Genomic DNA, 19,608 nt, shown 5'->3' with positions numbered 1-19,608 from the left:
ACCTCTTTTTACATGCCTGACGTTCTCTTTCTCCGGTCGGAGACTACGGCACCTGCACCTTGTTGATAACCTCACTGATGATCTTCTCGGTCGTAAGGTCAGCGGCCTCCGCCTCGTATGACAGTCCGATTCTGTGACGGAGAACGTCGTGTGCGACGGCGCGCACGTCTTCCGGAACGACATAGCCGCGATGCTTTATGAAAGCGTAGGCACGGCTTGCCTTGGCAAGGTTGATGCTGGCACGGGGACTCCCGCCGAAAGTAATCATCTGCGTCAGTTCCGGCAGCTGATAGCGTTCAGGGTAGCGCGTGGCGAAGACGATGTCAGCGATATACTGCATGATCTTGTCGTCGATATATACGTCTTTCACCACCCGGCGCGCCGCAAGGATCTCATCCGCACCGATGACCGGCAGGACTTCAGGCATCGCCTCCTGGAGATTCTCACGGATGACGAGTTTCTCTTCCTCCAGTGTAGGATAGCCGATGACGACCTTCAGCATGAAACGGTCTACCTGCGCCTCGGGCAGCATGTACGTGCCTTCCTGTTCGATCGGGTTCTGTGTCGCCATGACAAGGAACGGATCCGGCAGGTTGAAAGTGGTGTCGCCGATCGTCACCTGGTGCTCCTGCATGGCTTCCAGCAATGCGCTCTGGACCTTGGCGGGGGCACGGTTGATCTCGTCGGCAAGGACGAAGTTGGCGAACACGGGGCCTTTCTTCACGTGGAACGACTCATCCTTCTGCGAATAGATCTGCGTGCCGACGACGTCTGCCGGCAGCAGGTCCGGTGTAAACTGAATGCGGCTGTAGTGTGCGTCGATCAGCTGCGAGAGCGTCTTGATGGCAAGTGTCTTCGCCAGACCGGGGACACCCTCGAGCAGGATGTGCCCGTCGCTGAGCAGTGAGATGAGCAGCGAGTCAACCAGGTGCCTCTGTCCGACGATCACCCGGTTCATTCCTGTCGTAAGGTTTGTCACAAAGGAACTCTGGCGTTCAATACGTTCATTCAACGCTCTGATGTCAATGGATTCTGCCATTATCTTACGAATTATACGGTACTGTTTATTTCTGTTTCAATGAGAGGCAAAAGTACAACATAAAAGCGGACGGAGCGAATAATAGTGTCTAAATTATATTAAAATAGGACGTGTGAGAGATTAACGATTACAAAACAGGTTGTCCTGACCAAGGGAATCCGCCCCTCCATGTTCCAACGTCATGGTACAGAATTTTCCCGGCCGACCGTCAGTGAGAACCGTCGGAAAATACGGGCACGGATGTACCGCCTCATACACCCCGGCCTCATCCCAGGGCTATACAGCAAAAAAGACGGAAACCCTTTGCATAAAGGATTTCCGCCTGTTTCTCGGAGGGTGGAGGGTGGGACTCGAACCCACGACATTCAGAACCCGAAGTTGATGCCCTTTAAAATTTCTTCTCTACCACTTGAATACCACTAAGGCGGTTATACTTTGCAAAGATATTGGTTTCTTTTCTTCTATATCTTTTATCTTTTGTGAGTTAACCGATCACTCGGTTGTTGTTCAATCACCTTATATTGGCTTTCTGTGCCTGTAGTATCAATGCTATCTGCCATAATTCGCATGATAGCTTCGTTGAATGCCGCACAGGCACACCCGACCTTTTCTTCAAACTCTTTGTCATAGCCAAATAGTTTACCTTGCACATTGCTTAACTTAGCGTAACACTCATCTTAATATTACCTCTCTCATAGTGTTTCTAAATGTTGTTGCTATTTGTTTATTAATCACAATGTAAATGCGATGGTTACGATCATGCAAAACTAGTAAACCGTGTAAAATATGTATGATCCTGATAACCGTTAGTAAACAAGGGTTCTTTATGCTCCTGACATTACGTAAATTGACAAAACGTTGATTTTAATCAACAGAACACCAAAATATTTGCATTATTCATTTCTTCTTTATATTTTTGCAGGGTAGTCTATAATCAAAATATATAATATGGACATAAAAAAAGTAATAAAGAGGTATGGCTACACAATAGAAGATGTAGCGAGGAAAATGGGAATTTCAAGGGTCACACTTAGCCAGAATATGAGCCGTAATCCAACAGTTGGCACATTGGAACGCATTGCAAATGCTATTAATTGTAGCGTAGGAGAGTTCTTTGCGGATGAAAAAGACATACCCAATACTATCATTTGCCCCCATTGTGGGAAAATGATCAAGTTCGAAAAAGTGTAATAAGGTATGGGTAAAATTAGAAAACTTACAGTTCTCTCCACCGAAATTTCTGTGGTAGAGGGTATTAATAGTGATGATTTCATCTGTCTAACAGACATGGTGAAAGCGTCAGAAGATGATGGTAGGGCAGCTGATATAATAAAGAATTGGATACGCAATAGAGCGACGATTGAATTTCTTGGGGCATGGGAGAGCCTTTATAACCCTAAATTTAAAGTGGTCGAATTTGACCACTTTAGAAAATCAGCTGGTCTACCAACTTTTACAATGAGTGTTGCAAATTGGGTAGAAAGTACTGGTGCTATAGGAATTTATTCCAAGTCAGGAAGATATGGGGGAACTTATGCACATAAGGACATTGCATTTGAATTTGGTGCAGCTATTAGTCCTATGTTTAAGTTATACCTCATCAAGGATTACCAACGACTAAAGGAAGAAGAGAGTAACCCCGCCTTATTGCAATGGCATGCGAAGAGGTTTCTTTCAAAGGCAAACTATGCAATACACACAGATGCCATTCAAATACAACTAAAGCATCTTGGATATAAAAAAGCAAAAGAAATTTTGGTATATGCTCAAGAGGCAGATATGCTGAATGTTGTTGTGTTTGGCTGTACAGCAAAGGAATGGGAATCAAAGAATCCACAATTAGCAAGGAAAAGATTTAATATTCGAGAAACAGCATCTGTAGCTCAATTGTTGGTTCTCTCTAATTTGGAAACTATTAATGCGGAATTTATTAAAAAAGGCATCTCACGTTCTGAAAGATTCAGAGCTTTACTAAAGATTGCGGAAGAACAATTAGAAACTCTCAAAAAAAGAGAAATAGACAGCCAATTTCGCAAACAGTTCCCAGAAAATAATGTAGGTAAGCTTTTAAATGGCAATGACATAGTTAATCGACATAACGGGATGGAACAATGAAATTACCAAATGACACTTTATATCTGCCTATCAAACAGGTGTATTTCGACCAAATAATAGCTGGTACGAAAAAAGAAGAGCTCAGAGAAATTAAGATGGGTATCACGGCTAATAAATACTTGCAACGGGTAATGGACGATAATGGCAACCCTGTTAAAGATACCAACGATACAGAGGGGTATGTAAGAGATTTAGAGCATACAGACCCGAATGTATCAAAGTACTGGATAGATGACTATAATAACGGTCATTTTCCATTCAAGCCGTATCCATACACGAAACTATATCTTGCAGTAGGCTATGCAAAAGAACGTGATACGGCTCTCGTTGAGATTGACGGGTATAGATTTATCCCTGAAATGATACGAGCAGATAAGTATGCATTTTGGGTGATTGCCTACCATATAGGAAAAGTGTTAGAAGTCCATAGAAAGTGAAACCTTATTCATTTACTCATCTACATTCTGCCGAAAGTCCGAGCAGGTAGTATACAGCACCATTAATTCGGTACATGTTGCAGATATAACGCTTGCGCAGGTTACTTTTGCAGCTTGTGGGTAATGGCACGTCTCAATCCTTGTGGCATTTTCCGGGCACGGATGTACCGCCTCATACACCCCGGCCTCATCCCAGGGCTATACAGCAAAAAAGACGGAAACCCTTTGCATAAAGGATTTCCGCCTGTTTCTCGGAGGGTGGAGGGTGGGACTCGAACCCACGACATTCAGAACCACAATCTGACGCTCTAACCAACTGAACTACATCCACCGTGTTGGCTGTTTTCCACGACCGTGAAGGCCGTTTCATTTTAGCGAGTGCAAAGGTACGGGTTTTATTTGTTTCAAGCAAATATTTCCCGTACTTTTTTGCATTTATCTGTTATTTCGCAGGTGCGGCAGGAGCAGCAGGAGCCTGTGCGGCATCCCCCTTTGCAGCCGGGGCAGCCTGCTTCTGCTGGCTTGCACCGAAGTTAGGCAGGTTGTTGGGGTTGGTCGTGCTGCCTTCCGTCGCCGCCTTCTCGATCACGCTCTCATCGGTGTCTGCGGTAGGTGCTACGTAAGCACTGGCTACACTGATGACGACCATGGCGATGGCCAGACCCCATGTCGTCTTCTCAATGAAGTCGGTGGTCTTGCGGACGCCCATGATGGCATTAGAGGATGAGAAGTTCGATGAGAGACCGCCGCCCTTGGACTCCTGGATCAGCACGACCCCTATCATCAGAAGAGCAGCAATCACGATAAGGATTACGAATAACGTGTACATTTTCTTGTCTTATTTTTTATTGTTGTTTATTATCAGTTTCTCCAAAAAACGCATTTGGTCTGCAAAGTAACGATTTTTTTTCGGATAAACCAAATTTAATCGCTTAATTATTTCCAATGCCTTCTCATAACGGCCTTGTTTGATATATATTCTTGCCAGCGTCTCCGTAAAATAGCCAGTATCCTCATTCTCAACCTCTTCTACCCCGTCGGGTTCGTCGGGTTCGTACTCGGTCTCTTCCTGTAAGGTAATCTTCCCGCCCTCGTTGAAGATGAAATCGTCTATGAGTTCCTGCCCTTTCAGCTGGGGGGCCGCCTCTTTCTGCTGCTCGATTTCGCTCTCCAGCAGATAGGCCACATAGTCTACCGTAGCATCGGCAGGAGTCGGCCTGCGGGGAGCACCGCCTTTTCCCGATTCCTTTTCTTCTTCGGGAATCTGTTCGAGGAAGTTGTCGATGAGCGAACTGGTACGGTCTTCCTTCCCGCTGTCCTGCACAGCCTCCTCCCCTCCGGACGTTCCTTTCTGCGTGCGCTGCGGAGCCAGCTGGTAATGTGCTTCCTCCACGAGCCGGAAGAGGGTACTCCGGTCAGAGACGTACACTGCCGCACGGCGCAGCTCATCATCAAAGGTGGAATCGTGCAGCAGAAAGAGATTCCGCAGCAGCAGGATGCGCGCCGGCTGGTAATAAGGATAGAGCGCAAGCATGCTCCGGAGACCGTAGAGGGTCTCCTTGTTCAGATTCTCCGGATGACGGATGAGATAGGCTATATCCATAGAAGTGGTGGCTGATGATGGTCTGTGAGGATGGGCAGGGCGAGAACTACCAGTTGGCGACGGTTGCATTGAATATCTGGTCCGTAAGGTCTTTCACCATCTGCGTGACGAGTTCCTCCTGCACTGAGTTCAGGCTCCGGCTCGTCTCATAGCTTGCCGTCGCCGTAAACTGCCGCTCGAAGTCTTCGTTGTGATTCGTGTTGTTCGTAAAACGCACATTGACCGTGATGGAGAGTTCCGTCTGGGCCGAATACCCTTCACTCGACACGCTCTTGTTCCGCTGCTGATACTGCGTGATCTCCCCCTCGATCTTCATGTCTCCATTGCGCTTCACCTGCTGCAGGCGGGTGTGGTTGGCGAAGACATCCTTCAGCTGGTTGTTGAACATCGGCCCCATCGGTCCCCATACATAAGTGGAACGGATAGGGAAATCGGCAATCTGTATCGTGTGTACCTTATTGTAGTCGATGCTTGCACCATTGAATTTGTAAGATACGCCGCAGGCGGTCAGCAGCAGCAGGCAGACGGCTGCCAGTCCCCGGGCCAGCGGTCGGACCGCAGCGTGCCTCATCCCCGCCCTCTTCATGTTGCGGGCATACGGAAATCCTCTCATAGTCCTTCGTTTTAATCTTTGTCTAATCCGTACTGCCTGATGCGCCGGTAGAGCGTACGGTCGCTGATGCCGAGTTCCTGTGCCGCCTTCTTCCGGTTGCCGTTGTTGCGTTCCAGAGCCTTCTCCACCAGCTGCCGTCCCATATCGTTCAGGTTCAAGGTCTCCGGTTCGGAAATTTCCTCTGCCTCGGCATCCTCTACCTGTCCGATAGCGGCCGGCGGATTGAGGGTCGGCCTGTCCGCCGTGGCGGGGAGATTGGAGACTGTCGGCGGAGCGGACCGGAATCCGCCCGCCCCATTGAGCTGCCGGCTCTCTTCGAGCTGCTTGCGCACATTGTTGAGGTCGCGCCGCAGGTCGCTCACGTTCCCTCTCAGCTCATAAAGGATCTTGTAGAGGATTTCACGCTCGCTCTCGTAGGTATGCGTACCGGCAGGCTGCACCGTTGACAGCTCCGTGCTGTCCTGGTCGCGCGGGATGAAGTGGAGCAATGTCTCGGCGTCGATCTCCCGCTTCTCACTGAGGACGGACATCTGTTCCGTGATGTTCTTCAGCTGGCGGACGTTGCCCGGCCACTTGTACTGCAGCATGATCTGGCGTGCCTCGCCGGTAAGCGTAATCTTCGGCAGACGGTACTTCTCCGCCATCTGCATGGCGAAAAGACGGAAAAGCAGGATGATGTCCTCGCCCCGGTCACGGAGCGGCGGCATCTGGATGGGAATCGTATTCAGACGGTAGAACAGATCCTCACGGAACTTCCCCTCACTGACGGCCTTGCGCATGTTGACGTTGGTGGCGGCCACGATGCGCACATCCGTCTTGCGGATCTCCTGACCGCCCACACGGATATACTCGCCGGTCTCCAGCACACGGAGCAGCCGGGCCTGCGTCGCCAGGGGCAGTTCGCCCACCTCGTCGAGGAAGATTGTCCCCTTGTTGGCAATGCCGAAGTAGCCTTCGCTCTCTCCGATGGCACCCGTGAAGGAGCCTTTCTCGTGCCCGAAGAGTTCGCTGTCGATGGTCCCCTCCGGGATGGAGCCGCAGTTGACGGCAAAATACTTCTCGCGGCGACGGGGAGAATTGTCATGGATGACACGGGGGATAATCTCCTTGCCTGCACCGCTTTCGCCGATGATCAACACGGACAGATCCGTGGGCGCCACCTGCAAGGCGACATCCAGGGCGTGGTTCAGTCCGTCGCTGTTGCCGACAATATTATATCGCTGTTTGGTTCGTTGCAGTTCTGTTGTATTCATTTAACTGACAAAATTACCTATTATATTTGACAAAACTGCAATTTTGGCAGACTTTAACAACTTTCCCCCGATTCTCCTGCCCTATTTGAACCTGCCGGGCAGGTTTTACCGTAAGTCGGAAAGCGGTCAACCCGGGTCGTCCAGCTACATACGGTCAACAATATTTGAACACAAGTCCCCGACCCGCCAGCCAAGTTTGAAAACAAGACGAAAGCGGTCTACCCGGAACATGAAACCGCACCGGCCGCCACGGCCGGAGGGTCGGGAACCGGATTCCCAGGCACTGGGAACAGGACTCCCAGACCTTGGGAACAGGATTCCCAGCCGGTTGGGAACACCAGTCCCATACACAGGAACGGAGACTCCTGACGGCTGCCTCGTCCCATGCGCTTCAAGAGGAAGAAGGGCAGCGGCCGTCCCGTACGCACCTGCACAGCAGAAGACGGCACCGGAAGCTGCCGGCGAACAAGACCCGGCTTAAAAGGATCTGTTCCGCTCCAGCTTGATCAGCAGCAGACCGACAGCCGTCCAGATGAGTTCACGGATGCGGACAAGAAGGGCTACGAAGACACCGGCACTGGCGGAAAGTCCCAGACCGGTGACCGACATGAGGAAGCCTCCCTCACGGCCACCCAACTGCAGGGGCATGAAGAAGAGCATATTGGCAAAAAGGGATGTGAAAGCAAGGATGAGAATACAGTCAAGGTAATTGACAGACGGAAGTAGAACCAGAAGGATGAAGAAAATCTCCAATGCACTGCAGATCCGGCAGGAGAGTTCGAGCAACACGACGGTAAGGAACGTGCGGGGATTCTGGTTGTGGAGCGAGGCGATCTGCCTGTCTATCTTGTCAAGCTCGTCCTTGTGACCCGCGACAAACGGCCCCGCCCACCTCTTTATGAAAGGAAGATGACGTACAAGATTCATCACACGTACCGCCAGCCCTTTCCTGTAGCCCGTGAGAAAGAACCAGATGGCAGACACGCAGAACACGCCGGCCAGCGTGAGCATCGCACCCATGAAGAGACTGACAGGCTGTGTGAAGAGATACAGGAACAGGGAGAGAAGCCAGAACCAGAAATGACTGAAGATGTGGGTCATGGCATAGAGAACAACGGATGACGTGGCACGCTCTGCCCCGATTTTCGGCGTCAGCTCCATGATACGGTAAGGCTCGCCGCCCATCAGTCCGCCCGGCGTCGCATAATTGAGTGCGAACCCTGACACCGTAACCTTGTAAAGCCAAAGGAACGAAACGCGTCGCCGTTCCGCCGGGTCGACGGTCTGACTGCGGATGATCGTCAGCCAGGCCGACGTATTGAAGAGGTACAGCAACGCCCACAGGACAACCACAGCAAGAAACCAGTAGCCGGCATGCTGCAGATTGTGCCACACATCGGCGAAGTCGAGCTGTGTCACCATGATGACAAGGACGACCAGGCCGAAGACGAAGAAGATGTTCTGATACTTCTTTTCCATAAACAGTTCCTGACGAAGAAATCAAGCAAGACGCTCACGGGGGCGGACATCCGTCCTGGCACAGAAGAAAGACCTCGGAGCCCCCGCCGGCATGGTCTCTCTGCCTGCACAACGCCGGGAGAGCCGGCCTGCCCGAAGCCGTGCCTTCAGTCAAGATGCCGCTGCAGCCCACGGACTCCATCACTTCCTGGGCATCCGGTATCAGTGCGCCTCCTTCGGATTGCGGTGTGTACTGTGCGGTGTGCGGTCATCACGTTTGCGCGGGATGGCGAAACGCACCTTGTCGCTCTCATCCCGCTTCTCCTTGTAAAGCTTCGGCAGCGGATTCCCCATGGGCTCATCGTATTCGGCACGGTTGCGGAAGATGTCAATGGCGAGGTAGACGGCATGGCGGAAGGGAAGCTCGTCGGCAACGCCCTTGCCTGCCAGCGGAAGACTGTCGGGTATTTCTGCTGAAGTGCGGACAAGGGGCAGTCCTGCCGTATAGTTGATGCCCCGGCATGCGGAGAGCGTACGGAAGGGGGACAGTCCCTGTTCATAATACATGGCGAGAATGCCGTCGAACTGTTCGGCGTGGCTGCAGCCGAAGAACGTGTCTGCCGGATAAGGTCCGAAAGCCTGGATGCCTTTTTCGACAAGCTCGGCGATTGCCGGCGAAATAAGTTCCTGTTCCTCAGAGCCCAGCAGTCCGTTGTCGCCAGCCTTGGGATTCAGGCCGAGTACGGCAATGCGCGGATTGGATAGGCGGAAGTCGCGGCGCAGGCTCTGGAAGAGCGTGGTGGCATTGCTGACGATACGCTCCTTGGTGATCGACTCCGCCACCTGCCGCAACGGGAGATTACGGGTGGCGAGTGCTACACGCAGCCCGTCGTCGACGAGGACGGACAAGCCCTGCCCTTCCGTCTCAAGATGATCCTCGATATACCGGCTCTGCCCGCTGAAGTGGAACTGCTCGTTGTTGTCGATGGGAGCGGTCACCAGCACATCAAACAAGCCCTGCCGGTAGTCGTCCAAAGCCCGGTCGACAGCACGGAGGCCGGCTGCTCCCGACTCTTCAGAGGCAATGCCCAGTTCCACCTTGATCTCGTCGTCGAACACAGGAAGCAGGTTGAGCCGTCCCTCCTGTGCTTCCTTCGCATCCTTGATAATGGTGAAATTGGCCTCTATCCCCAGCGCATTTCGGTGATAAGCGGCGACCTTCGGCGAACCGTAGACGATGGGGGTGCAGAGTTCCAGCATCTCCGGTTCGGCGAAGGTCTTGAATATCAACTCATAGCCGATGCCGTTCGTATCTCCGTGCGTTATGGCTACACGGACTTTTTTATTTTCGTTCATATCTCTATATCTTGTATGGTTATGTTCTTTTCCTACTTACGCTTCAAAGTTTACAGTCTTGCCTTTTCATCTTTTCACCCTTTTTACTCTTTTACGTTTCCCTTCCGTTCTTCTTTCTCCTTTGCCGTAGAAAGCAGACCGCAGGCCGCAAAGATGTCCTGCCCCCGGCTGGCACGGATAGTCGTAAAGACGCCATGCTGTGTCAGATAGTTCCGGAACTCCTCCATTTTCCGGTCGTCAACGCCCTGCAATGGAGTATTAGGAATCGGATGAAACCGGATGAGGTTGATGCGGCAGTCCAGTCCTTTGAGCAGGCGCACGATGGCCTTTGCATGGGCTTCCGAGTCGTTAACGCCCTTGAAGACAATGTATTCAAACGACAGGCGCCGCTGGTGGGAGAAATCATAATTGGCCAGCAGACCGACGATGCTCTCGATAGACATCCCCCTTTCTGCCGGCATCAGTTCTGAACGCTGTTCATGGAGCGGTGAGTGCATGCTGATGGCTACATGGCAGTCGCTCTCCTCGAGAAACCGTTTCAGCTTTCCTTTAACTCCCACGCTGCTCACCGTGATACGCTTCGGAGACCATCCATAACCGAAACCGGCGGTCAGTATCTCCGTCGCACGCAATACATTGTCCAGGTTATCCATCGGTTCACCCTGCCCCATGAAGACGATGTTCGTCAGCTTGTCGCGTTCAGGGAGCGAATAAACCTGATTGAGGATGTCCGTTGCCGTAAGGCTGCCCTCAAAACCCTGCTTGCCTGTCTGGCAGAAAAGGCAGTTCATCTTGCATCCCACCTGTGAGGAAACACACAGGGTGGCACGGTCGTCTTCGGGGATATACACCGTCTCGACGAACTTCCCGCTCTCCGTTGGGAAAAGGTATTTGACGGTACCGTCCTTGGAATACTGCGCATCGGTCGGGTCTTTGCAGCCGACAGCATACGCTGCCGCCAGCTTCTCACGGTTCGCCTTTGAAATATTCGTCATCTCGTCAATAGACCTGACGTGCTGCGTATAGAGCCATTTGGCTATCTGTCCGCCGGTGAAAGCCGGCATGCCGAGCGACTTTGCGACCTCTTTCAATTCGCCGAGTGTCATTCCCAACAGATTCTTTTTTGCAGTTTCCATGCTTGTTCCCAATGTTTTGCTGCTGCAAAGATAACAAAAAAAATGCTAATATACGTGCTTTGCTTTCTTTTTATGAAGACCGGAATCATGAAAGGCAGACCCTGAAAATCCACATTGAACTTTTGTCATCGGACTTCTGTCCATGTGAACATTGTCAACTCTTTGTGCCTTTGCTTTTATACGGCACAATCTGCTTTCCCTTTCAGTCGCACCCGTCCTGTTATGCTCTTTCAAGAAGAAAGCGAAGCTGCCCGCCTGAAAAGCGAAGTGCTGCAAACCAGATAAAATGCACGGATGACAAGCAGGTCGGATGAGGAAAGGGACTTCCTTTTGGAGGGAAATCTTTAGTATCAGCCTGAAAAAAGGGAAACCCAGCCGGCTTCCCTTCTCTGTGTCAAAAACATAATGTGTTCCCGGATCGGGCTTTCATGTCGGCAAAGCGTTCATGGATCTCAAAACGGGAAGACATAAATTCATCCTTATCCTTTTTATGGAGGATGAGGTATTCCACCTCGTCAATCCCTCCACAGATCTTCTGGTCTACACACCCTGTAGCATACATCGCCTTTAACCCAGGCAGTAATGCTTCCGTATGCAGACTGACGACATCCGCGGTTATAAATCCTGCCAGACTTCCATCAATATACTGCACCTTAGGAAGTGTTTCCGTTGCAAAGGTGACAAGACTGCCGAACCATTCCAGACAGGCTTGTCGCTGCTCGGGTCTCCTACGGGCGAGCAGTGCCATCGTACAACTCACGCAACACTTGAACATGGAATAAAGCCCGGGCTCTTTCATGAACTCAAGCAGCTTGGCGAACTTGTCCGGTGTCACCAGTTTATACAATGTCGGGACTATGATTTCATTGGCACAGTCACCGAAATGATAGTCATAGAAACCTTCCGACTGCCTGCAGCATTCCAGCATCAGGTCGAGACTGCTCTCATTGTTGCCCACCTCACCTAACAGGATGATGGCAGAGGCGAGTATTCCGTTATACCTCCCGTCATCAAAACCTTCCGGTATCTTGCCTTCACTTGTTATCGTCATGACATAACGGATGATGGCTTCTAAATCAGCACGGAGTTCCTCCTCTGGCAAGGCGAGAATACGGTCAATCAATCTGTCTTCCAACCACATGGAATTCTCCGGCTTGCTCAGTTCCTCGACAAGCCATCTGTTATGCACATTCCAGGCTTCGGCGTATCGCGGGGGCGTATAAGTATATTTTGTCTCAAGACCGTAGGTCGGGCTTTTCTTATAGTCGCTGTCGCCTACACCGAAGTTTGTACAAGGCGTAATATACTTGAAATCTGTTCCGTAAGTTTTCTTCAGCTTCGGCAGATACCTGCTGGCTTCAAACCCGCTGGAGGCAACGAGGAAATGCCTGCCGTCTTTGCCGAACCGGTACTCGATGAGCGGAACATCTTCCGTGTCTTCTTCCAGCATATACCTCGAGAGTGCAAAGCTCTTGTCGGGTTCTATATCAGCCTCACCGGCAAACTCGACAGCACCGTAGACAATGTTGTGCGCTTCTTCATAGCTGCATTCTATGAGGCCATCTCCCTCTGAAGCACGGTCCAGGAAGTCCTCAAACTCATCCTCTTCAACCCTCAGCCTGTAAAAAGACCCTTTCACTCCGACACAATAGGTATCTATAAGATAAACTGCAAAGCTGATCTTTCCTCCCATATGCTTCCTTGTGACGATGACATATCCTTCTCCCGCCTCAAACAGACTGGAAGAACGGTAGCACTGTCCTTTCTGCAGCATTCTGGCTTTCGTCCGGAGATATTTCTCGGGCGAGAGGAACCGCTGCTGATTTTTCCTGCTTTCTTCTTTTTTGGCATCTTTTCCTTTATAAATTGTTATAGGCGGAGATTCATGACCGGCCGGACACGTCCCGCAGACCGTTACCGGTTGCACCCCCTGACAGCACGCTGTGCCTTCTCCAGCTGGAAACGTTCCGGGTCGAAACGGTACCCCAGCCATTCCAACCGTTCCCTCGCATCCTGCGAAGCAGGGTCTTTCATGAGCTCGCAGATTTCCTGATAGCCCCACACGCCCCCACAGTCTTCAGGCGGACAGGCACGCTTGCCGTCAAGGAGTGTCACCTGTTTCTCCGATCCGGCATAATCCGCAATCCCTGTAAGTGTAACCGTATGTTCCCATCCGTCACCATAATCGTACTCGAAGGTAACCTTGTCTTTCACCTTCTTCAGGATCTCTCCCACCGTGACTCTCCCACCGTCATGGTATCTGCCCGCTACAGCCTGAAAACCTTTCGGATTATGGATAGATGTGACATACAAATCAACCGCTTTCCCTCGCTTTGCAACGAACTGGTGCAGATGAGTCTCACACCATCCCATCGACAGCAGTATGACCGAGGCAAGGGAAGCGAGTGTGATGTTTGACGGCACCTCTATCTTGCGCCAGATGGCAGGCCTGATGTGGTCAAGTTTGATGCGGAGCGTGTACTTCTTCACGTCGACGGACGGCATATAGACAGCCGCAGGGTTCTCCGCCCAGCCTTCATAATCCTGAAAGTCATAATCGGAAAGATCGAAAGGTCCGCCGTCCCAGTCCTCATCGTCCAGTTCATCCTCGCCGTCCGGATTCCGACAGGCATCGGAATCGTCATCTCCGTACGACAGGACATCCAGAATCATGCGCTCCCCGCTCTCGTCCTCCAGTGTTCCCAATTCACCGTCCCGTATGTCTTCCTTCACTCCGTCCATTCCGTCTACGACCATGGAAGGGGGTATCATGTAAGCAGAATAGAACTTGGCGATCAGCGGCTCCAATGCCACGGCACGCGCATGGATACAGCAATAGAACAGCTTATCAAGCACGATGCCGTCAAAGAGGTCGGAATCTTCCCCTTTCGGATAATAGTAGTTCAGCACGTCGGCGAGCCACCGCTGTACCTGCAGCAGCATTCTTCCGTCACGTTTGGGAAGCTGGCCGACGGCAAGAGCCACCTGCGACTTACTCTCGGGCAGCAGCCCCGGTTCTTTCATGAAATCGAGCAGTACAGGCAGCTGGTCCGCCTCCACAATATTGCTCAATACGGCTGCCGGGACATCTTCCAGGCAAATATCTCCAAAATACATCTGCATGAAATCATAGTCCTGACGGAGCATCTCCAAGACTGCGGGCAGACATTCCGAAACCTGAAAATGCTCGATGAGTGCCAGTGTCAGCAGCAGTCCGTCAGTGTCCGGACAAGGGTCATCCTGCCATGCTTTGAGGTGGGAATAGACAAGTCTCGTCAGCTGGGCTGCGGTCTTTTCGTGCTGCCAGTCTTCCAGACTGCTGACGAGGCGGTCGTAATCAAAGTTCTCCGTCTCCGCCAGCTGATGCGGCAGGAGACCGGAAAGCGGCGTGTCAACCTCCCCGTCCTGCAGGAAGCCCGCATAGTCAGGACAATGATAGTGATAATGCTCCATGGAGAAATCGCTCATCCATTGGGACAGTGTCTCCGGATCGGCAAAGGCCGCCCCAAGCCGCTCCTTTTCATCATCCGTCAGCTTCTCGCCTTTCATGCTCTCTGCTATCTGATGGATCAGGCTGTCAAAATCAGGCAGGACATCCTCACCGCTATCCTCCTCCTGTCCGTCCATAATATCCATGCTCAGGGTCTCCACAACCAGACGGTAGAATTGACCTGTCAGCTTGTCATTCATCAGGCCGGGAGAGGTCTCTGATCGTTTACCGATCTTCTTCTCGATCTTATCCAGCAGGTAAAAGATTTCAGACCTGCACATACTGGTGCAGAAGACATCATCGGCACTGTCGGCCGTGAAATAATCCATGATATGCTGGTCGAGTTCCTTGCTTCTCTTGCGTGAGAGGACTCCGCGGTTGACAAGCTCTGCACCATGCTCCTCCAAGAAATCACCGAGTTTTTCCAGCTGCTCTAAAAAGGTTTCCTTTGCCATACACAAAAGGTTGATTAGACTGACTGTTACTGTCTTTGACTACAAATATAGCTCTTTTTCTCAATTATAACCGCTTCCCGAACAAAAAAGCAAAGATTCCCTACCCGATTAGGATCAGTCGGGAAGGGTGGACAGTACTGCAAAGATGGCCGGACGCCCGGTGCATCATCCTGACAGATCCGGGCACGATCATCCTGCAGACCATTCGCCGGAAAGCCGTCTTGACGGCATGAAGGCAAGGACAAGGCGGCCGTCTTCACCGGCACGGAAAAAGGAAGAAGGACAGGCCAGAGCGACCTGCGCAGACGATCCCCGATGACCTATCCTTCTTCCTGTTACATATAATAAGGTGTATTTACTGCATATCGTAAACTACCTGCATGAGCTTCTTGCCCAGTGCGTCAGCGGCTTCCATCGTATCGGCCTCGCTGTAGACACGGATGATCGGCTCGGTATTCGACTTGCGGAGATGCACCCAGGCATCGGGGAAGTCGAGTTTCACACCGTCAATGTCCGTCACCTGCACGTCCTTCTCCTGTCCGTAGAGTTCTTTCACCCGCTTGAGAATGGCATCGACATCAGTCTCCGGCGTGAGGTCGATGCGGTTCTTGGCGATGAAATATGCAGGGAAAGTCCTGCGCAGTTCGCTTGCCTTGAGGCCTTTCTGTGCCAGAGAACTGAGGAAGAGGGCGATACCGACGAGAGCATCCCGTCCGTAATGGCTCTCCGGATAGATGACCCCGCCATTGCCTTCTCCTCCGATGACCGCTCCCACTTCTTTCATCTTCGTGGTCACGTTCACCTCGCCGACCGCAGAGGCATAATACTTGCAGCCGTGTTTCTCGGTCACGTCACGCAGGGCACGGGTGGAAGAGAGATTGCTTACGGTACTGCCTTTCACGTGGTCGAGAATATAGTCAGCCACCGTGACGAGCGTATATTCCTCGCCGTACATCTTTCCGTCTTCCTGGATGAATGCCAGACGGTCCACATCCGGATCGACAACGATCCCCAGATCGTAGCCGCCCTTTGCGACCTCATCCATGATGCCCGTGAGGTTCTTCTCGACAGGCTCCGGATTGTGGGCGAAGTCGCCCGTAGGTTCTCCATTGAGGAACTTGTACTCGACACCCAGCCGGTCGAGGAGCTTGGGGAGGATGACGCCGCCGACCGAGTTGATGGAGTCTACGACGACACGGAACCTGCGCTTGCGGATGGCTTCAAGGTCGAGCAGCTCAAGGTTCATCACCTCTTCTATATGCCGTCCGTCAAACGAATCATCGTCCGTATAGCTGCCCAGTCCGTCTACATCCGCATATTCAAAGTCTTCACGAGCCGCGATGTCGAGCACCTCTGCACCGTCGGCAGCCGTCAGGAACTCGCCCTCCTCGTTCAGAAGTTTCAGGGCGTTCCAGTGGCGGGGATTATGCGAAGCGGTGATGATGATGCCACCGTCCGCACCGCTCATGCGCACCGCCAGCTCGGTTGTCGGAGTCGTGGCCAGTCCGATGTTCACCACATCGGCCCCGATACCCATCAGCGTTCCGCATACCACGTTCTTGACCATCGGGCCTGAGATACGTGCATCGCGGCCGACGACGATCTTCAGTTTCTTCCCCGGATGTCTGCGGGCAATGAACATAGCGTATGCCGAAGTGAATTTAACAATATCCAGCGGGTTCAGCGTATCGCCCGCACGACCTCCGATAGTGCCACGGATGCCGGAAATTGATTTGATAAGTGTCATACTCCAAATATATTATGAGGGTATCATCCCATTTTTACCGTTTTACCCTTTTACTTTTCACCGTTTTACTTTTTTACTTTCCGCCTTTCCATCAGAGTCCCCTCTGGAACGTAAGGTCGTAAAAACAGGGATAGACAGCCTGCGAGGCATTGATCTGTCCCTGCTGCGAGGGAACAATGAGCCGCACGTGCGCCAGCTTCGATGTAGCCGAAACCAGTCTGCCCAACCCGATATAGGTCATCGGGGCCAGCCAGCCGTTGGGCACAGACGTGCTCTTGTAGGCATCGTACATCACACTGGAGGACGGGTCGAAGGAAGCCGTATAAGTACCGCTCGTGTTCGTAACCGACATCTTGTCTACCTTCGGGCCGAAAACAAGGAACTGATTGGACAGCTGCAGCGTGTCCCGGATGAGGTTGCGCTCTGTGAAACGGCAGAGAACCGTTGCCGTCTCCCCTTTCCTGATGGGATTGCCCGTACCCCTCTCCACGATCTGCATGTACACACCGGTACTGGAGAAGTGCACGTACTGGTTCTTCGTCACGTCGGTCGTATTCCCCTGCTTGGCAAACTGGTCTTCACTGATGACATTGATGCCCTTTTTGACGATAAAAGCATGAATGGCCTCATTTTCGCGCTCCAGCTGGTCGGCATAGGTTTCGGAATGACTGCATGCACTGAAGGCCAGCACCGCCGCCACAACAACAAGGAGAAAAGTTATCTTCTTCATTCGTTTCTTCGTTTAAATATGCCGTGCAAAGGTAAGAAAAGTATTTAGAAAGCTGAAATTAGAAATCAGAAAATATATTAAGGAAAGCACTGAAAACGGTTCTTCCGTTCAATGCGTGAATGCTTTTCGTATAGCTTCAACGGAAGAACCGAAGTGAGTCATTCTACAAAAAACATGGCCAGGACCGTCAGCTGTCCATTTTATCATCATCCTCCGACACAAAGCCCTTTTCATTTTAATACGTTGAAAAGATAGACAGGGTTTTGAAAAAACATTACATAATTTCAAACAGATCATCTGCAAACATAAAATGACGTGCAAAAAAGCAAGTCTGCAACCAGCAGTAAACCAATCAGTTGTCAGGTCGTTTGTAAAAGGTGCCTGATTGGACTCCAAAAGGGCGTTGGTAACACGCTAAAAGAGCACCAGTTGCAGGTCAATCAGGCCTCTTTTAGAAGCTAAAAGGACATGTGTTGCTTTAAGGTACATGAAAACAGTTTACAAACACCGATGATCTGGGAATAAAGAGAAGGCCGAAGATGTTCGCATACGGACAAAGGGACAAAAAGCTGACTGCATTCATGAATCCGGCAGGCCGGCACACGATTTTCAGCACATCCCAAAAGGCCACAGCCTCGGGGCACTCCAAGTCCTACAGAAGGCAGACTGGAAGGTGCGGGCACACAGGACAGCATCCTGCAGCGGATGGGCAACAGCATGACAAACAGGCGAAATCCATACCGTTCGGGAACAAAAGCACCTTACCTGCTTATTTACCCCCATGAACAGGAGAAACGGCATCGGCAGAGGACGTTAATTACCGCAAAGTGATTATCTTTGCAGTCTGATGCAAAAAAAAACATAGTTCTGCTTTACATTTTCAGTTGCTGAACTGTAAGGATTGTGTATGAAACATGAAAAGACTGACATAGAAAGGCTCTTCAAGCGTTATTACCAGCCGATGTACCGGGTGGCAAGGAGCATTCTCTACGACTGTGACGAGTGCAGGGACGTGGTGAGTGACGTTTTCGCCCACGTGCTGAGCGAGCAGATCGTCCTGCTGCCCGGGACGGAAGAAGGCTACCTCGTGAGGGCTGTCCGCAACCGTTGTCTGAACATCATTGCGCATAAGGACATACGGGAACGGACGGCGAAGCTGCTTCTGGCAGATGCGGAAACCGTCCTTTCTGAACAGGACAACGAACTGCTCGACCGGCTGATGCAGATGATCGAGAACCTCGAACCGCCTGTCCGCCGACAGATTCTCCGGCTGCGCCATCTGCAGGGACTGCCCTTCCAGCGCATCGCCGACGAACTGGACGTGAGCCGGGTGACCGTCTACCATCATCTTTCAGAGGCTATCAACAGTATCAAGAAACAACTTAACCAAGCAGGACAATGAACAACAAGCTATCAGAAGAAAAGCGGATGCAGTTCCTTGACATGCAGGAACATCCCGAAAAATACACCGACAGGCAGATAGAAGCACTGCTTGCCGACGAGGAAATCCGTGCTTTCGCACAGGAACTGGCCATGACCAAACGCGCCATGATGCGCAACGAGGCCGGAGAAGTGGACGTGGAGGATGAGTGGGAACGCTTCTCCACCCGGCATCCCGTACCACGGCAGCGCAGCAGAATGAAGATTGCAGCATCTGTCGCAGGCGTCGTCTTTGCGTCAGGACTAGCCTTTGCAGCGACCGTACAGCTGGGCATTCTGCCCTTCTTCGGCAACAAGCAGCCAGCCAGCCCGCAGCCGCAGATACAGCAGACAACCGTAGCCGACTCATTAAAACAGGTACGGGAACAACGTAAAGCAGTCATTGACAGCCTTACACGCACGCTTCTTCCACAGAAGGACAGCATCCCCGTGCAGCCGGTCGTATTTGAGAATGTATCACTGAAGACCATCGTCGAGACGATAGCACAGTACTATCATGCAGAGGTGAAGGTACTGAACCTGGGCGCAGCCCATGTGCGGCTTTTCTTCAAATGGGACAAGCAGGCATCTCTCCAGCAGAACATTGAACTGCTGAATGCCTTTGACCGTGTGAACCTTACCTATTCCGACAACACCCTGACAATAGAATGAAGCTATGAAAAGGTTATTAACAACGCTCGTGCTCCTCACCATGATGTGCGGAGCATCAGCCCAGCGCATCACCCGACAATACAAT

General features: G+C 51.5%; 18 protein-coding genes and 2 tRNA genes. 5 read left to right on the top strand and 15 right to left on the bottom strand.

Annotation, left to right across the window (positions count from 1 at the left end; genetic code table 11):
* Nucleotides 1-43: 43 nt before the first annotated feature.
* The 3 genes from HMPREF9141_RS08725 to HMPREF9141_RS13415 all read right to left on the bottom strand — a co-directional run bounded on the left by HMPREF9141_RS08725 (nucleotide 44) and on the right by HMPREF9141_RS13415 (nucleotide 1,689).
* Nucleotides 44-1,039, bottom strand: coding sequence for an AAA family ATPase (locus tag HMPREF9141_RS08725; protein WP_007368333.1), 996 nt, complete (start codon nucleotides 1,037-1,039; stop codon nucleotides 44-46).
* Between the two features lie 335 nt (nucleotides 1,040-1,374).
* Nucleotides 1,375-1,459: transfer RNA gene (locus HMPREF9141_RS13420), tRNA-OTHER, on the bottom strand.
* Nucleotides 1,460-1,509: 50 nt separating this feature from the next.
* Nucleotides 1,510-1,689 carry a hypothetical protein gene (locus tag HMPREF9141_RS13415; RefSeq protein WP_007368332.1) on the bottom strand — a complete coding sequence of 60 codons (180 nt, stop codon included), beginning with the start codon at nucleotides 1,687-1,689 and terminating at the stop codon, nucleotides 1,510-1,512.
* Nucleotides 1,690-1,987: 298 nt separating this feature from the next.
* Between HMPREF9141_RS13415 and HMPREF9141_RS08720 the strand changes: the two genes are divergently transcribed.
* Genes HMPREF9141_RS08720 through HMPREF9141_RS08710 form a run of 3 tightly spaced genes read left to right on the top strand, consistent with a single transcriptional unit; the run spans nucleotide 1,988 to nucleotide 3,591 of the window.
* The gene (locus tag HMPREF9141_RS08720) at nucleotides 1,988-2,230 is read left to right on the top strand and encodes a helix-turn-helix domain-containing protein (protein ID WP_007368331.1); all 243 of its coding nucleotides are present in this window, start codon (nucleotides 1,988-1,990) and stop codon (nucleotides 2,228-2,230) included.
* Nucleotides 2,231-2,236: 6 nt separating this feature from the next.
* The gene (locus HMPREF9141_RS08715; RefSeq protein ID WP_007368330.1) at nucleotides 2,237-3,154 is read left to right on the top strand and encodes a KilA-N domain-containing protein; all 918 of its coding nucleotides are present in this window, start codon (nucleotides 2,237-2,239) and stop codon (nucleotides 3,152-3,154) included.
* Nucleotides 3,151-3,591, top strand: coding sequence for a hypothetical protein (locus tag HMPREF9141_RS08710; protein ID WP_007368329.1), 441 nt, complete (start codon nucleotides 3,151-3,153; stop codon nucleotides 3,589-3,591). The genes HMPREF9141_RS08715 and HMPREF9141_RS08710 overlap by 4 nt, the downstream gene beginning before the upstream one ends.
* 256 nt (nucleotides 3,592-3,847) lie before the next feature.
* Here the strand turns inward: HMPREF9141_RS08710 and HMPREF9141_RS08705 are convergent.
* The 12 genes from HMPREF9141_RS08705 to bamK form a co-directional block, all read right to left on the bottom strand.
* Nucleotides 3,848-3,923 (bottom strand) — tRNA-His (locus HMPREF9141_RS08705).
* A 110-nt stretch (nucleotides 3,924-4,033) separates the two neighbouring features.
* Nucleotides 4,034-4,420, bottom strand: coding sequence for a preprotein translocase subunit SecG (gene secG, locus HMPREF9141_RS08700; protein WP_007368328.1), 387 nt, complete (start codon nucleotides 4,418-4,420; stop codon nucleotides 4,034-4,036).
* A gap of 9 nt (nucleotides 4,421-4,429) precedes the next feature.
* The gene (locus tag HMPREF9141_RS08695) at nucleotides 4,430-5,194 is read right to left on the bottom strand and encodes a DUF8458 domain-containing protein (protein WP_007368327.1); all 765 of its coding nucleotides are present in this window, start codon (nucleotides 5,192-5,194) and stop codon (nucleotides 4,430-4,432) included.
* A gap of 46 nt (nucleotides 5,195-5,240) precedes the next feature.
* Entirely contained in the window at nucleotides 5,241-5,765 is a 525-nt protein-coding gene (gene lptE, locus HMPREF9141_RS08690; RefSeq protein ID WP_050788047.1) for an LPS assembly lipoprotein LptE, read from the bottom strand.
* A 53-nt stretch (nucleotides 5,766-5,818) separates the two neighbouring features.
* Complete coding sequence (locus tag HMPREF9141_RS08685; RefSeq protein ID WP_007368325.1) at nucleotides 5,819-7,060, bottom strand: sigma-54 interaction domain-containing protein; 1,242 nt, start codon at nucleotides 7,058-7,060, stop codon at nucleotides 5,819-5,821.
* A gap of 477 nt (nucleotides 7,061-7,537) precedes the next feature.
* Nucleotides 7,538-8,539, bottom strand: coding sequence for a lysylphosphatidylglycerol synthase transmembrane domain-containing protein (locus HMPREF9141_RS08680; protein ID WP_007368323.1), 1,002 nt, complete (start codon nucleotides 8,537-8,539; stop codon nucleotides 7,538-7,540).
* A gap of 201 nt (nucleotides 8,540-8,740) precedes the next feature.
* Nucleotides 8,741-9,874, bottom strand: coding sequence for a PdxA family dehydrogenase (locus tag HMPREF9141_RS08675; protein WP_007368322.1), 1,134 nt, complete (start codon nucleotides 9,872-9,874; stop codon nucleotides 8,741-8,743).
* An 83-nt stretch (nucleotides 9,875-9,957) separates the two neighbouring features.
* A complete protein-coding gene (rlmN, locus tag HMPREF9141_RS08670) occupies nucleotides 9,958-11,010 on the bottom strand; it encodes a dual-specificity RNA methyltransferase RlmN (protein WP_007368321.1) in 1,053 nt (350 codons plus the stop codon).
* 394 nt (nucleotides 11,011-11,404) lie between these two features.
* Nucleotides 11,405-12,784 carry a hypothetical protein gene (locus tag HMPREF9141_RS08665; protein ID WP_257009593.1) on the bottom strand — a complete coding sequence of 460 codons (1,380 nt, stop codon included), beginning with the start codon at nucleotides 12,782-12,784 and terminating at the stop codon, nucleotides 11,405-11,407.
* Nucleotides 12,785-12,924: 140 nt separating this feature from the next.
* Nucleotides 12,925-14,955 carry a plasmid pRiA4b ORF-3 family protein gene (locus HMPREF9141_RS12455; RefSeq protein WP_007368318.1) on the bottom strand — a complete coding sequence of 677 codons (2,031 nt, stop codon included), beginning with the start codon at nucleotides 14,953-14,955 and terminating at the stop codon, nucleotides 12,925-12,927.
* Nucleotides 14,956-15,310: 355 nt separating this feature from the next.
* Nucleotides 15,311-16,702: a phosphoglucosamine mutase gene (gene glmM / locus HMPREF9141_RS08655; protein WP_007368316.1), complete on the bottom strand. Its 1,392-nt coding sequence runs from the start codon at nucleotides 16,700-16,702 to the stop codon at nucleotides 15,311-15,313.
* A 91-nt stretch (nucleotides 16,703-16,793) separates the two neighbouring features.
* Nucleotides 16,794-17,432, bottom strand: coding sequence for a BamK family beta-barrel-assembly machinery protein (gene bamK / locus HMPREF9141_RS08650; protein ID WP_007368315.1), 639 nt, complete (start codon nucleotides 17,430-17,432; stop codon nucleotides 16,794-16,796).
* Between the two features lie 907 nt (nucleotides 17,433-18,339).
* On the opposite strand from bamK, the gene HMPREF9141_RS08645 reads away from it, so the two are divergent.
* Nucleotides 18,340-18,834 (top strand): sigma-70 family RNA polymerase sigma factor, encoded by a 495-nt coding sequence (locus HMPREF9141_RS08645; RefSeq protein ID WP_007368313.1) that lies wholly within the window; start codon nucleotides 18,340-18,342, stop codon nucleotides 18,832-18,834.
* On the top strand, nucleotides 18,831-19,523 hold the full coding sequence (locus HMPREF9141_RS08640) for a DUF4974 domain-containing protein (RefSeq protein ID WP_007368312.1): 693 nt from the start codon (nucleotides 18,831-18,833) through the stop codon (nucleotides 19,521-19,523). The genes HMPREF9141_RS08645 and HMPREF9141_RS08640 overlap by 4 nt, the downstream gene beginning before the upstream one ends.
* Nucleotides 19,524-19,608 lie beyond the last annotated feature (85 nt).

The sequence above is a fragment of the Prevotella multiformis DSM 16608 genome (assembly GCF_000191065.1).
In the GTDB taxonomy this organism is placed as follows: domain Bacteria; phylum Bacteroidota; class Bacteroidia; order Bacteroidales; family Bacteroidaceae; genus Prevotella; species Prevotella multiformis.
This window is presented reverse-complemented; position numbering and strand designations above follow the sequence as displayed.

Coding starts and splice junctions, on each gene's coding strand:
- HMPREF9141_RS08725 (WP_007368333.1), bottom strand. CDS start 1,039: ATGGCAGAATCCATTGACATCAGAGCGTTGAATGAACGTATTGAACGC.
- HMPREF9141_RS08720 (WP_007368331.1), top strand. CDS start 1,988: ATGGACATAAAAAAAGTAATAAAGAGGTATGGCTACACAATAGAAGAT.
- HMPREF9141_RS08715 (WP_007368330.1), top strand. CDS start 2,237: ATGGGTAAAATTAGAAAACTTACAGTTCTCTCCACCGAAATTTCTGTG.
- HMPREF9141_RS08710 (WP_007368329.1), top strand. CDS start 3,151: ATGAAATTACCAAATGACACTTTATATCTGCCTATCAAACAGGTGTAT.
- secG (WP_007368328.1), bottom strand. CDS start 4,420: ATGTACACGTTATTCGTAATCCTTATCGTGATTGCTGCTCTTCTGATG.
- HMPREF9141_RS08695 (WP_007368327.1), bottom strand. CDS start 5,194: ATGGATATAGCCTATCTCATCCGTCATCCGGAGAATCTGAACAAGGAG.
- lptE (WP_050788047.1), bottom strand. CDS start 5,765: ATGAGGCACGCTGCGGTCCGACCGCTGGCCCGGGGACTGGCAGCCGTC.
- HMPREF9141_RS08685 (WP_007368325.1), bottom strand. CDS start 7,060: ATGAATACAACAGAACTGCAACGAACCAAACAGCGATATAATATTGTC.
- HMPREF9141_RS08680 (WP_007368323.1), bottom strand. CDS start 8,539: ATGGAAAAGAAGTATCAGAACATCTTCTTCGTCTTCGGCCTGGTCGTC.
- HMPREF9141_RS08675 (WP_007368322.1), bottom strand. CDS start 9,874: ATGAACGAAAATAAAAAAGTCCGTGTAGCCATAACGCACGGAGATACG.
- rlmN (WP_007368321.1), bottom strand. CDS start 11,010: ATGGAAACTGCAAAAAAGAATCTGTTGGGAATGACACTCGGCGAATTG.
- HMPREF9141_RS08665 (WP_257009593.1), bottom strand. CDS start 12,784: ATGCTGCAGAAAGGACAGTGCTACCGTTCTTCCAGTCTGTTTGAGGCG.
- HMPREF9141_RS12455 (WP_007368318.1), bottom strand. CDS start 14,955: ATGGCAAAGGAAACCTTTTTAGAGCAGCTGGAAAAACTCGGTGATTTC.
- glmM (WP_007368316.1), bottom strand. CDS start 16,702: ATGACACTTATCAAATCAATTTCCGGCATCCGTGGCACTATCGGAGGT.
- bamK (WP_007368315.1), bottom strand. CDS start 17,432: ATGAAGAAGATAACTTTTCTCCTTGTTGTTGTGGCGGCGGTGCTGGCC.
- HMPREF9141_RS08645 (WP_007368313.1), top strand. CDS start 18,340: ATGAAACATGAAAAGACTGACATAGAAAGGCTCTTCAAGCGTTATTAC.
- HMPREF9141_RS08640 (WP_007368312.1), top strand. CDS start 18,831: ATGAACAACAAGCTATCAGAAGAAAAGCGGATGCAGTTCCTTGACATG.